At 73.1% G+C, this 12,605-nt stretch carries 11 protein-coding genes; 9 read left to right on the forward strand and 2 right to left on the reverse strand.

The genetic code is table 11. The annotated features are described in order from the left end of the window. The 4 genes from KHA85_RS11640 to KHA85_RS11655 all read left to right on the forward strand — a co-directional run. A partial coding sequence (locus KHA85_RS11640) for a DivIVA domain-containing protein (RefSeq protein ID WP_213185904.1) occupies positions 1-665 on the forward strand: 665 nt, incomplete at its 5' end. Positions 666-819: 154 nt separating this feature from the next. After that, a complete protein-coding gene (locus KHA85_RS11645; protein WP_106385865.1) occupies positions 820-1,032 on the forward strand; it encodes a hypothetical protein in 213 nt (70 codons plus the stop codon). Positions 1,033-1,315: 283 nt separating this feature from the next. Further along, entirely contained in the window at positions 1,316-4,540 is a 3,225-nt protein-coding gene (ileS, locus tag KHA85_RS11650; protein WP_213185905.1) for an isoleucine--tRNA ligase, read from the forward strand. Between the two features lie 53 nt (positions 4,541-4,593). Then, complete coding sequence (locus KHA85_RS11655) at positions 4,594-6,054, forward strand: DNA polymerase IV (protein WP_213185906.1); 1,461 nt, start codon at positions 4,594-4,596, stop codon at positions 6,052-6,054. Positions 6,055-6,332: 278 nt separating this feature from the next. Here the strand turns inward: KHA85_RS11655 and KHA85_RS11660 are convergent, their stop codons facing one another. Continuing rightward, positions 6,333-7,418, reverse strand: a complete 1,086-nt coding sequence (locus KHA85_RS11660) for an asparaginase (protein WP_308936937.1) — start codon at positions 7,416-7,418, stop codon at positions 6,333-6,335. A gap of 196 nt (positions 7,419-7,614) precedes the next feature. Between KHA85_RS11660 and KHA85_RS11665 the strand changes: the two genes are divergently transcribed. Then, on the forward strand, positions 7,615-8,106 hold the full coding sequence (locus KHA85_RS11665; RefSeq protein ID WP_007630896.1) for a WKL family lipoprotein: 492 nt from the start codon (positions 7,615-7,617) through the stop codon (positions 8,104-8,106). Positions 8,107-8,137: 31 nt separating this feature from the next. Here KHA85_RS11665 and KHA85_RS11670 read toward each other — a convergent pair whose 3' ends face one another. Next, positions 8,138-9,220 (reverse strand): hypothetical protein, encoded by a 1,083-nt coding sequence (locus KHA85_RS11670; RefSeq protein ID WP_213185907.1) that lies wholly within the window; start codon positions 9,218-9,220, stop codon positions 8,138-8,140. A gap of 115 nt (positions 9,221-9,335) precedes the next feature. Here KHA85_RS11670 and lspA point away from each other — a divergent pair, with 115 nt between their 5' ends. Genes lspA through rarD form a run of 4 tightly spaced genes read left to right on the forward strand, consistent with a single transcriptional unit; the run spans position 9,336 to position 12,585 of the window. After that, positions 9,336-9,938, forward strand: coding sequence for a signal peptidase II (gene lspA, locus KHA85_RS11675; protein WP_213185908.1), 603 nt, complete (start codon positions 9,336-9,338; stop codon positions 9,936-9,938). After that, entirely contained in the window at positions 9,931-10,857 is a 927-nt protein-coding gene (locus KHA85_RS11680; protein WP_063973331.1) for an RluA family pseudouridine synthase, read from the forward strand. The genes lspA and KHA85_RS11680 overlap by 8 nt, the downstream gene beginning before the upstream one ends. Next, on the forward strand, positions 10,854-11,615 hold the full coding sequence (locus KHA85_RS11685) for a hypothetical protein (RefSeq protein ID WP_236885578.1): 762 nt from the start codon (positions 10,854-10,856) through the stop codon (positions 11,613-11,615). The genes KHA85_RS11680 and KHA85_RS11685 overlap by 4 nt, the downstream gene beginning before the upstream one ends. 37 nt (positions 11,616-11,652) lie before the next feature. After that, positions 11,653-12,585, forward strand: a complete 933-nt coding sequence (gene rarD / locus KHA85_RS11690; protein ID WP_213185909.1) for an EamA family transporter RarD — start codon at positions 11,653-11,655, stop codon at positions 12,583-12,585. Positions 12,586-12,605 lie beyond the last annotated feature (20 nt).

Here is a 12,605-nt window from a genome sequence, read left to right on the forward strand (position 1 = left end):
CCCCTGCTCCCGCCGCCGCGACCCCGTCGCTGGGCAAGCGCGAGGACGACGGTGCCGCCAACAACGAGACGCACCTGCGCGCCGCCCGCGTCCTGGCCATGGCCCAGGAGATGGCCGACCGTCTGACCGGCGAGGCCAAGAAGGAGTCCGACGGGCTCATGGCCAAGGCCCGCAGCGAGTCGGACCGTCTGGTCGGCGATGCCCGGACCCAGTCCGAGAAGCTGGTCAACGACGCCAAGGCGCAGTCCGAGAAGATGGTCGGCGACGCCCGCCGCGAGGCGGACAAGCTCCTCGCCGAGGCCAAGAGCAAGTCCGACGGCATCGTCAAGGACGCCCAGGCCCGCTCCGAGCAGCAGGTCAAGGAGGCGCAGGCCAAGGCCGACGCCCTGCAGGCCGACGCCGAGCGCAAGCACACCGAGATCATGGCCACCATCAACCAGCAGCGCGGTGTGCTGGAGAGCCGGATCGACCAGCTGCGCACGTTCGAGAAGGACTACCGCAGCCGCCTCACCAGCTACCTCGAGAACCAGCTCGCCGAACTCGGCAAGACGGGCTCCGCCGCCCCGGCGGCCCCCGCCGACGCCGGTGGTGCCGGTGGCGCCGGTGGTGCCGGTGGCGCCCGTGATCAGGCGACCAAGAAGGACGGCGGCCACCGCGCCGACTGACGCCTCTCGCGTGACGCGCGCGCGCCGCGCGGCGCGAACGGTCCCCGCCCCTGCCCAGGGTGCGGGGACCGACGTATATTCGACGGCACGAGGTGCGCGCCACAGTGCGTCGCGCGCATCCCCTGTCACCACGCACCGCCCCCAGGAGGCACGGATGCTCGTCGCCGCGCTCGGACTGACGATTCTCGGCTTCGGCTTTCTCGTCGCCGCGGTCGCGACCGGTCAGATCGGGTGGGCCTGGGCGTGCATCGTCGTGGGAGCGGTGGGGCTGTTGCTGCTGGTGATCGACCTCATCCAGGGGCGCGGTGAGCGTGACACGCGTGGCCGCGGGACCTCGGAAGAGGCGGACGTCCGGGCCGACGGGTAATATCGGACACCGTCCGGTCCCGAGCCGGACGCGCGATGATCCGGCCATCACCGGGGAGCGCTCGGAAGAACGGCGCGGCCCCGCTTCGGGACCCGCTCAGTAGAACCGAACGGGGGAGCCCGTCACAGCCCGACCCACGAGTGGGCGTCGCACGTCGTCGCCAAACGGGGTGGTACCGCGGACGGTAGCGCGCTGGGCGCCGCCGGATCGTCCCCGAGCGCAGGCCTGACCGGCCCCACGGATGCGAACTCGTGCGGGCCCCGTATGCGAGGAGTCCGCCCCCATGAGCACCGAGCCCGTGAACCGCGAATCCGCCGACCCGGCGTCCGGCGACGCCGAGGCCGGTGTCACCGGCAGCGCGTACCCGATCGTCGACCTCACCGGCGGCACCACGTCACAGACCCCCTCGTTCCCGGCCCTCGAGGAGACGGTTCTCGCCCGCTGGGACGAGCGCGACACCTTCCGCGAGTCCATCCGTAACCGGGCGGACGCGGAGGAGTACGTCTTCTACGACGGCCCGCCCTTCGCCAACGGCCTGCCCCACTACGGCCACCTGCTCACCGGCTACGTCAAGGACGTCGTCCCGCGCTACCGCACCATGCGCGGCTACAAGGTGGAACGCCGCTTCGGCTGGGACTGCCACGGACTGCCGGCCGAACTCGAGGCCGAGAAGCAGCTCGGGATCACCGAGAAGTCCCAGATCCTCGAAATGGGTCTGGCCGAGTTCAACGCGGCCTGCGAGAAGTCAGTGCTGCAATACACGGACGAGTGGGAACAGTACGTCCACCGCCAGGCTCGCTGGGTGGATTTCGACAACGACTACAAGACCCTCGACATCGACTTCACCGAGTCCGTCCTGTGGGCCTTCAAGCAGCTCTACGACAAGGGTCTCGTCTACAAGGGCTTCCGCGTCCTGCCGTACTCCTGGTACGAGCAGACACCGTTGTCCAACCAGGAGACCCGGCTCGACGACGCCTACAAGATGCGCCAGGACCCGGCCGTCACCGTGGGACTGCCGCTCGAGGCGCCACAGGACAGCCCGTTCCACGGGGCCGAGGCCCTCGTGTGGACCACCACGCCGTGGACCCTGCCGTCCAACCTCGCCGCCGCCGTGCACCCCGAGATCGACTACTCGGTCGTGCGGGTCAACTCGGGGCCGTTCGCCGGCCGCGTGTTCGTGCTGGCCGAGGCGCGTCGCGGCGTCTACGCGGCCGAGTTCGGTGACGACGCCCAGGTCGAGACCACCGTCAAGGGCTCCGAGCTGGTGGGCCTGCGCTACACCCCGCCGTTCGACTTCTTCGCCGGCCACCCCAACTCCCACGTCGTGCTCTCGGCCGACTACGTCTCCACCGAGTCCGGTACCGGCATCGTCCACCTGGCCCCGGCCTTCGGTGAGGAGGACAAGGAGGCCTGTGACGCCGCGGGCATCGAGCTCGTCATCCCGGTGGGGCCCGACGGCAAGTTCACCTCGGAGGTGCCGCCGTACGCCGGCCAGCTCGTCTTCGACGCCAACGCCCGCATCTCCCGCGACCTGCGGTCGGCGGGCCGGCTGCTGCGACACGAGACCATCGAGCACTCCTACCCGCACTCGTGGCGCTCGGGCCAGCCGCTCATCTACATGGCGCTGCCCGCGTGGTTCGTCAAGGTCTCCGCGTTCCGGGACCGCATGGTGGAGCTCAACCGCGAGCACATCACGTGGATGCCCGAGCACGTGCGTGACGGCCAGTTCGGCAAGTGGCTCGAGGGCGCGCGTGACTGGAACATCAACCGCAATCGCTACTGGGGCGCGCCCATCCCGGTGTGGGAGTCCGACGACCCGGCCTACCCGCGCGTGGACGTCTACGGCTCGCTGGACGAGCTCGAGCGGGACTTCGGCGTCCGGCCCACGGACCTGCACCGGCCGTACATCGACGAACTGACCCGACCCAACCCGGACGACCCGACGGGCAAGTCGACCATGCGGCGCGTCGCCGACGTCTTCGACTGCTGGTTCGAGTCCGGGTCGATGCCGTTCGCGCAGGTCCACTACCCCTTCGAGAACAAGGAGTGGTTCGAGACCCACAACCCGGGCGACTTCATCGTCGAGTACAACGGGCAGACCCGCGGCTGGTTCTACACGCTGCACGTGCTGGCCACCGCCCTGTTCGACCGCCCGGCGTTCACGCACGTCGCCGCCCACGGCATCGTCCTGGGCAACGACGGGCTCAAGATGAGCAAGTCCAAGGGCAACTACCCGGACGTCAACGAGGTGTTCGCCCGCGACGGCTCGGACGCCATGCGGTGGTTCCTCATGAGCTCGCCGATGCTGCGCGGCGGCAACCTCGTGGTGACCGAGCAGGGGATCCGCGAGGGCGTCCGCCAGGCCATGCTCCCGCTGTGGAACTCGTACAGCTTCTTCCAGCTGTACGCCTCCCGCCGGGCGACGTGGCGGACGGACTCCCAGCACGTGCTGGACCGCTACATCCTGTCCCGGCTGGCCTCGACCCGCGACGCCATGACCGAGGCCCTGGACGCCACGGACATCGCCGCCGCGTGCGACGAGCTGCGCCTGTTCGCCGACGCGTTGACCAACTGGTACGTGCGTCGGTCGCGGTCCCGGTTCTGGGCGGGCGAGGACAGCGGGCAGGACTCGCGAGACGCGTTCGACACGCTGTACACGGTGCTCGAGACGACCATGCGGCTCGCCGCGCCGCTGCTGCCGCTGATGAGCGAGGTCGTATGGACCGGGCTCACCGGCGAGGAGTCGGTGCACCTGATGGACTGGCCGGCAGAGGACGAGCTGCCGCGCGACGCCGCGCTGGTCGAGGCGATGGAGGCCGTGCGCGACGTGTGCTCGACCGTGTCCTCGATCCGCAAGGCCAAGCACCTGCGGGTGCGTCTGCCGCTGAACTCGCTCACCGTGGCGATGCCGGACGCGCAGCGGCTGGAGCCGTTCACCGGCATCATCGCCGACGAGGTCAACGTCCGTGAGGTCCACCTGACCAGCGACGTGGCCGCGCACGGCCGGATGGAGCTGGCGGTCAACGCCCGAGCCGCCGGCCCGCGGCTCGGCAAGCAGGTCCAGACCTGCATCAAGGCCGCCAAGACCGGCGACTGGACCGAGGTCGACGGGGTGGTCACCGCCGGCGGCATCGAGCTGCAGGAGGGCGAGTACGAGCACCGCCTCGTCGCCGCCGATCCCGAGTCGACTGCCGCGCTGCCCGGCGGCGCCGGCCTGGTGGTGCTGGACCTGACGGTGACCGAGGAGCTCGAGGCGGAGGGCTGGGCCAAGGACCGCATCCGCGAGATCCAGGAGGCGCGCCGCGCGGCCGGGTTCGACATCTCCGACCGCATCCGTGTGCGGATGGCGGTGCCGGCCGATCGCCGGGAGTGGGCCGATCGGCACGCGCAGCTCATCGCCGCCGAGGTGCTGGCGACCGACTTCGCGGTGGTGGACGGCCTGGACGCGGCCGAGGGGGACGCGGTGGAGCTCGCCGAGGGCGTCCGGATGACGCTGGCGCGGGTCTGATCGGCCCGGACCCGACCCCTGACGGACGCGATCGTGAGCCGACGGAGGCGGCGGTGACCGACGGACAGGACCGCTGGGTCCTGCACGTCGACATGGACGCGTTCTTCGCCTCCTGCGAGCAGCTCACCCGGCCGACCCTGCGGGGTCGGCCGGTGCTCGTGGGCGGGCAGGGCGGCCGCGGCGTGGTGGCGGGGTGTTCGTACGAGGCGCGGGCGTTCGGGGCGCGGTCGGCGATGCCGTCGCACCAGGCCCGGCGTCTCGTCGGCCCGTCGGCGGTGTTCGTCTCGCCGCGGATGCCCGTGTACCGCGCGTTGAGCCGCCGGGTGTTCGAGGTATTCGCCGAGCACGCGCCGGTGGTCGAGCAGGTGTCGGTGGACGAAGCGTTTCTCGAGCCGCCCGAGCTGCGGGGCGCGGACGTGGACCGCACCCGGCGGTGGGCGCAGGATCTGCGGGCGGCGATCCGCGAGGCCACCGGGCTACCGGCCTCGGTCGGTGCGGGGGCGGGCAAGCAGTACGCCAAGATCGCGTCCGAGCTGGCCAAGCCGGACGGGGTCGCGGTGGTCGCGCGCCGCGATCACGAGCGGGTGCTGCACCCGCTGCCGGTCCGGAGCCTGTGGGGCGTGGGCCCGGTGGCGGGGGAGCGACTGGCGCAGTTCGGGGTGACGACGATCGGCGACCTGGCCGCGATGGACGACGACGACGTGGCCCACGCGCTCGGCAAGACCGTGGGCCCGGCGATCGCCCGGATCGCCCGCGGGTACGACGACCGGCCGGTGCACGAGCGGGCCGAGGCCAAGCAGATCAGCGCGGAGAGCACGTTCGCCGCCGACCTGACCACGCCCGGTCAGGTCACGGCGGCGGTGCGCCGGGCGGCGGAGGCCGCGCACCGGCGGCTGCTGCGCGACGGGCGTGCCGCCCGCACGGTGACGGTGAAGGTCAAGCGCTCGGATTTCACGTCGATCAGCCGCTCGTACACCCTGCCGGAGGGCACGACCTCGCTCGAGACGATCATCGCGGTGGCCAGGTCCCTGGCGCCGGATCCGGTGGACTTCGGTGCGATCCGCCTTCTGGGCGTGGGGGTGGCGGGCCTGACGGACTTCCACCAGGACGCGCTGTTCGAGCAGGAGTTCACCCTGGGCGTGCGGCCGGGGGCGGGGGTCGACGACGACGAGGACCTGCCAGACATCGTCGGTGTGGGCACCACCGTGACCACGGAGGAGTCCGAGCCGGCCGATGCCGGGTCGGGGCCCGCGGGCGCGGGGGCTGCCGCGGAAACGGGCGCGGGGGAACTCCCGGCGATCGGGGCGTGGCGTCGGGGCGAGGACCGGCGGTTCGGGACCGGCGCGGGCGTGCGTCACCCGGAGTTCGGACACGGCTGGGTGCAGGGCTCGGGGCACGGGCGGGTCTCTGTGCGGTTCGAGACAGCGGTGACCGGGCCGGGCCGGATGCGCACCTTCGCCGAGGACGATCCGGCGCTCGAGCCCGCGGACCCCCTGGACTGCCTGGGCTGGTGACACCCCTCGCACGCCAGCCGCCGGCCCAGCTGCAACCGCTCGCGGCGATGGCGTCTCGCGCCCGCGAATGCCCGCCCCGGTTCGCAGCCGCTCCTGCCGATGGCGCCTCGCGTTCGCGCATGCTCGCCCCGGACTCAGCCGCCCCCCGGCATGGCGTCTCGCCCCCACCGCGGTGCGCGCGAGACGCCATGGCGACGGGCGGCTGTTCTCCCGCTCGGCCCGCGCCGCCAACGGCCCGCGGCGGTGAGGGGTTTTCGGGCTGCCCGGGGGCCTGCTCGTCAGTTGTAGAGGTGGAACCTCGACCACTCGCGGCGGACCCGCGCCGCGGCATCGACATCAGCGTCGGCGCGGGTCTCGGCGTCAGCGTCAGCGTCGACGTCGACGTCGGCCTCCGCCCCCTCCGCAACGGACAGGAGAGCGGCCAGCAGGACACGGGCCTGCCCCGAGCGCAGGTAGCCGGCGGAGAGCACCCCGCGGGCCGCGAGCTCGGCACCGCCGCCCCGGCCGCCGTACGTCGCGGTCACCTCGCCCCGCGGCACCCGGCTGGAGGCCACCACCACGATGTCGGGCCGGTCCTCGGCGAGCCGGGCCACCGCGTCGGCGACCAGGGGCGGGAGGTTGCCCGACCCCGAACCCTCCAGGACCAGCCCGCGCGCGCCGGCGTCGACGCAGGCGTTCACCGCCGCGGCGTCGGAGCCCGGCGGGCAGGCGACCACGTCCACCCGGGTGTCGGCGAACCGGGCCCGCCCGGTCAGCGTGGGGCGCTCGAGCTCCGGCGGCAGGTCCTCCACCGGGTGCTCGGGGGAGTTTCGGGCGAAGGCGACGGAATCGGTCGTGTGCCACTTGCGCACCCCGCGGGCCTGAAGGATCGCCCGCCCGAGCACCACCAGCACCCCCAGATCGCGGGAGACCGGGTCGGCGGCCAACAGCACCGCGTCGAGCAGGTTCGCAGGCCCGTCGGCCTCGGGGTGGTCGGCGGCACGCTGCGCGCCCGTGAGCGCCACGGGCCGCGGGTCCGCGTGATGCAGGTCCAGCGCGATGGCGGTCTCCTCGAGGGTGTCCGTCCCGTGGGTCACGACCACCCCGGAGACCTCCGGATCGACCAGGACGTCCGCGACGGTGTCGACGATCAGGTCCCACTCGGCGGGTCCGAAGGTGGAGGAGTCGGCGTCGAGGACGGCGCGGGCGCTCACCCGGATCTCGCCGGGCAGCACGGCCCGCAGCTCGTCTATCATCGCCGCCGTGGCCGGATCGGAGTCCCCGGCCACCACCGCGCCCTCGGGCGTCGTGAAGGCGGTGATCGTGCCGCCGGTGGTGCAGATCACGATGTGGGGGGTATCGGTGCTGGTCTGGGCGCTGGTCACCCGGTCCACAGTGCTGTGCGGGCGGCTCGTCGTCAAACACCCGGGCCGCCGACGATGGAACAATGGCCGGCCAGTGTTCGTTGGGCCGGTGACACGGCCCGGAGCCGGGACCGGCCCGGAGCCGGGACCGGCCCGGCGCCGGGACCGGCCCGGCGCCGGATGCCCGGTGCCCCACATCTCGACGAAAGGACCCCGCGTGAGTCTTCGACGGACCATCGCCGCTCTCTCCCTGTCCGCTTTCGCCATGGGTGGCCTCGCCGCCTGTGGGGGTGGAGGCGATGAGCGCGAGACCGCACCCGCGCCCACCACGAGCGCGCAGGAGACCGCCACCGTGCCCACCGCCGCGGAGCTGACCGGGCTCCTCGACCGGGCGTCCGATCCCGCCGTTCCGGTGGAGGAGAAGGTCGACCTCGTCGAGGGGGGTGCCGAGGCGCCCGAGATTTTCGACCAGATCGCCGCCCTCAAGGCCGAGCAGGGCGCCGGCGTGACGATCACCGGCGTGGCGGAGGGCGACATCCCGGGCACGCTCATCGCCAACGCGGTGATCACCCAGCCGGGCCAGGAGGACATCAACGTCCAGGCGCAGTTCATCAACCAGAACGGCCAGTGGCAGCTGCAGAAGTCCTTCGCCTGCGCGCTGATCACCAACGCCGGGCTCCAGCCGCCAGCCACCTGCGCCGCGGCCTGATCCGGGCGACCGCCGGCCGCCGCGCCGGCGGTCAGTCCACCGTGCGGAAGCTCAGCTCCGAGTCCTCCTCGTAGGTCGACCGTCGTCCGGAATCCGGGTCGACGTAGGCGGTCCGCGTGGAGGACTCGGTCGTCCCGCCCACCGGCAGGGCGGCCCGGAGGTCGACCGTCAGCTCGCCGGAGCCGGAGACGTCGTAGGACTCCACGTCCAGGGTGACGCCCGGCCCGCCGTCGGGCGCGGGTGCGGTGAGGGTGTCCTGCGGATCGGGGGCCTCGGTGCGTGACCGGACGGTGGCGACGTCGCCGTCGAGGTCCACCAGCTCGTAGGTGGTGACCCGGGTCGGGGCGACCGCGTCGTCGACCTGCCGGGTGACCGTCCACCGGGCGCCCACGCCGATCTCCTCGGTGGGGAACGCGACGGTCGCGTCCGAGATCGCGTTGGCGGTGATCTCGACGCCGGCGCGAGCGGCGTCGGTCGCACCCGCCGGTGCCGCCAGTGAGAGCTCGCGGATGACGCCGTCGGCGCTGCGGGTCCAGGTGACGGTGAAACCGGGCGCGGTGGCGAACTGCGCGGACCGGCGGTCGTCGACGGAGGTGAACTCGCGCGCGGTGACGGTCGCCCGCTGGGCGCCGTCGACGTCCGGTTCGGAACGGCCTTCCAGGGTGAGCGTCTGTTCCGGCGTGTCGTCGACCCGCGGCTCGGAACCCGGGACCTCGGTGCGGGACGTGGTTGCACGGGTCACGGCCACGACCGCCGGTTCGAGCGACGGGGCGTAGGCGAGTACCCGCCGCTCGCCCTGCCCGGCGTCCACCAGCTCCACGGTGGGGGCGGGTCCGGGGTCGACGCTCACCTCGGGCTCGAGCGCCTGCGCGTCCGGGTCCGCAGCGGCCCCCGCCCCGGCGGACGTTCCCTGCTCCGTGGCGGAGGGGCCGGCGGCGGGGTCGGAGGCGTCGTCGTCGGCGCACCCGGCGGTACCGACTACGAGGGTGGCCGCGAGCGCGGCCGCGAGGAGACGTCGACCGGAGCCGCCGCGGCCACCCCGTCCTCGGTCGCCGCCACGCTCGCGGCGGGTGGTTCGGGAGGGGCCGGGGATGACGGTCGATCGCGGGTCCACGCCCCGAGCCTAGAGGGTCGTCCGCCGTAGCCCGCCGACCTCGCTCACCCACGTCATCCGGGGCCGCCCACCCGCAGCCGCCGGGTCGGCGACGTCATCAGGGATACTGGGCACCATGACGGAGACCGACGGCACGCGGCCTGACGCCGCGGGAGCGAGCACACCCGGGCCTCGCGCGGCCGCGCCCGGGTACTTCCGCGCCGGGCCGGTGGTCATGCTGGCGATCGCGGCGGTGGTGATCCTGGTCGACCAGGTCACCAAGGTGCTCGCCGTGGCCAACCTGGAGAACGCCCGCCCGATCGAGCTCATCGGCGACACGGTGCGGCTGGTGCTGCTGCGTAATCCGGGCGCCGCGTTCTCGATGGGCACGGAGTTCACGGTCGTGCTCAGCGTCGTCGCCACGGTCGTGGTGCTGGGGCTGCTGTGGTTCTCCCGCCGCGTCCACTCGACGTGGTGGGCGTGGGGGCTGGGGCTCATCCTCGGCGGCGCCGCCGGCAACCTCGTGGACCGTTACGTCCGCGCGCCCGGGATCCTGCAGGGCCACGTCGTGGACTTCATGTCCGTCGGCTGGTGGCCGGTGTTCAACGTCGCGGACTCCTGCCTGGTCGCCGGCGTGATCGTGGTGGCGGTGGCGGTCCTGCGCAACATCGACTTCGACGGCTCGCGCGTGTCGGACGACGCCGCCCCCGTCGCCAAGGGGGACCCGGCCGATGGGTGAGCTGCGTACCTTCCCCGTGCCGGACGGTCTCGACGGCATGCGCGTCGACGCCGGGGTCTCCCGGCTGTTGGGCATCTCGCGCACCGCGGTGGCGGACCTGGCCGGCGAGGGCAAGGTTCTGCTCGACGGCCGCACGGTGGGCAAGTCCGACAAGCTCACCGGGATGTCCTGGATCGAGGTCGAGATGCCGGAGCCGCGGGCCGAGCCGGCGGTGGTCGCCGAGCCGGTCGAGGGGATGGCGGTCGTCTACTCGGACGCGGACATCGTCGTCGTCGACAAGCCCGTCGGTGTGGCCGCGCACGCCTCGGTCGGCTGGACCGGTCCCACGGTGATCGGCGGCCTGGCCGCCGCCGGGTACCGCATCTCGACCTCGGGTCCGCCGGAGCGCAAGGGGATCGTCCACCGCCTTGACGTGGGGACCTCCGGCCTCATGGTGGTGGCGGCGTCGGAGCGGGCGTACACACTGCTCAAGCGGGCGTTCCGCGACCGCACGGTGGACAAGACCTACCACGCGCTGGTGCAGGGCCACCCCGATCCGCTCTCGGGGACGATCGACGCGCCGATCGGCCGGCACACGTCGAACGACTGGCGCTTCGCGGTCACCTCCGACGGCAAGCCGTCGATCACGCACTACGACACCCTCGAGGCGCACCAGGCGGCGACGTTGGTCGAGGTGAAGCTCGAGACGGGCCGCACCCACCAGATCCGCGTGCACTTCTCGGCGCTGCACCACCCGTGTGCGGGTGACCTCACGTACGGCGCGGACCCGGTCCTCGCGCGGCGGCTGGGGCTCGAGCGGCAGTGGCTGCACGCGGTGGGCCTCGGTTTCGAGCATCCGGGCACGGGGGCGCGCGTGGACTTCGAGAGCCGGTACCCCGACGACCTGCAGCACGCGATCGACGTCCTCCGCGACGCATGACCGGCGCCGCGCGCCTGCTACGGGCCGCCGGCGTGGGGGTGGTGATCGTCCTGGCGCTGGTGACGATCCTCACCGCGCTGCGCACCGAGCTCCCGCGGAGTCCAGGGGTGATGAGCGACGCCCTGGGCCCCGACCCCGGCGAGCGCGTCGGCGACTACCTCGACCGCGCGGCCGCCTCACTGGTCACCGTGGGCGGCGGGACGGACGTCCCGGGGGGATCCGGTGATGATGGCGACGACGACGAGGGCCGCGCCCGCGACACCGACGCCCGCCGCTGGGCCCTCGTGAGCGCGGGGGAGGCGTGGTCGGTCGCCGAGGCCGCCGGCGCGGTGCGGGGTCTGCCGCGCGTCTCGGGGCTGTCCGTGCAGGTGCCGGTCGAGGGGGTCGCGATGCCCGTCACCTACGTGGCGCTGGCCGAGCCGGTGGCGGGGGAGACCGGGCGCGAGGCGGTGTTCGGCCGGGGCCTCGAGCAGGCGGCCGCGCGGCTCGATCCGACCCCGGCGGGATCGGGCCGGGCCGCCGCGACCGCCGCGCTCACCGCGTCCCGCATCCGCGCGGGGGAGCCCGCGATCATCGGCCTGCTCGTGCGCGGTACGACCGACCAACTGCGCGCGGTGGCCGACCACCGCGGTGTGCGGGCGGTGGAGGCGCTGCCGCCCGACGCGGTGTACGGGCGTTTCGCCGTCCGGCCCCTGCTACCGCAGCAGGTCGACGCCGCCCTGCCGCTCCCGGACGCCGCCCCCGTACCCCCAGCCTGACCGGCCACCGCGGGCGACCGGCGCTAGGGTTGCGCCGGTGAACGGTGAGGCGGCAGGGGAGAAGGACAGGACGGTCGCCGTCGGCATGGCGGCCGGCGTCGCGGCGTACACGCTCTGGGGGTTCTTCCCCGCGTTCTTCCCGCTGCTCGAGCCCGCCGGTGCGGTCGAGATCCTCGCCCACCGGATCGTGTGGTCGTTCGTCGTCATGACGATCGTGGTCACGCTGCTGCGCGGCTGGGGCCGGGTGCGCGCCGCGGACCGCACCTCCTGGGCCCGCATCGGCGGCGCGGCCGTCTTCGTCTCGGCCAACTGGGGCGTCTACGTGTACGCGGTCAACTCCGAGCGGGTCACCGAGGCGGCCCTGGGGTACACCATCAACCCGCTGGTCAGCGTGCTGCTGGGCGTGATCGTCTTCCGCGAACGCCTCAGCCGCCCACAGTGGCTCGCGGTGGCCCTCGCCGTCGTCGCCGTCGGGGTCCTCACCGCCGGATACGGTCACTTCCCGTACCTGTCGGTCATCCTCGCGGTGAGTTTCGGCCTGTACGGCGTGTTCAAGAAGAAGCTGCGCGTGGACCCGGTGACCGGGATGCTCGGCGAGGTCGCGGTGACGACGCCCGTCGCGGTGGCGTTCCTCGTCTGGCTGGGTGCGTCCGGCGCGGGCACCTTCACCGGGCACGGTGCGGGGCACTCCGCGCTGCTGGCCGCCTCCGGCCTCGTCACCGTGGTGCCACTGCTGCTGTTCGCCGTCGCCGCGCAGCGCATCCCGCTGGCCACCGTCGGCATGCTGCAATACATCGTCCCGGTGCTGCAGATGGCGTGGGGACTGCTCGTCGTGGGAGAGCGACTCGACGCCGTCCAGTGGGTGGGCTTCGCGCTCATCTGGACCGCGGTCATCGCGTTCACGCTGGCCGGTCGCACGCCGCGCGCGGCCCGTCCTGGGGGTTCGAGGCCTGTCGGTGATCCGACCTAGACTGTGGCGGACGAGTCCGT

Source organism: Dietzia massiliensis, from assembly GCF_018390595.1.
Taxonomy (GTDB): Bacteria; Actinomycetota; Actinomycetes; order Mycobacteriales; family Mycobacteriaceae; genus Dietzia; species Dietzia massiliensis.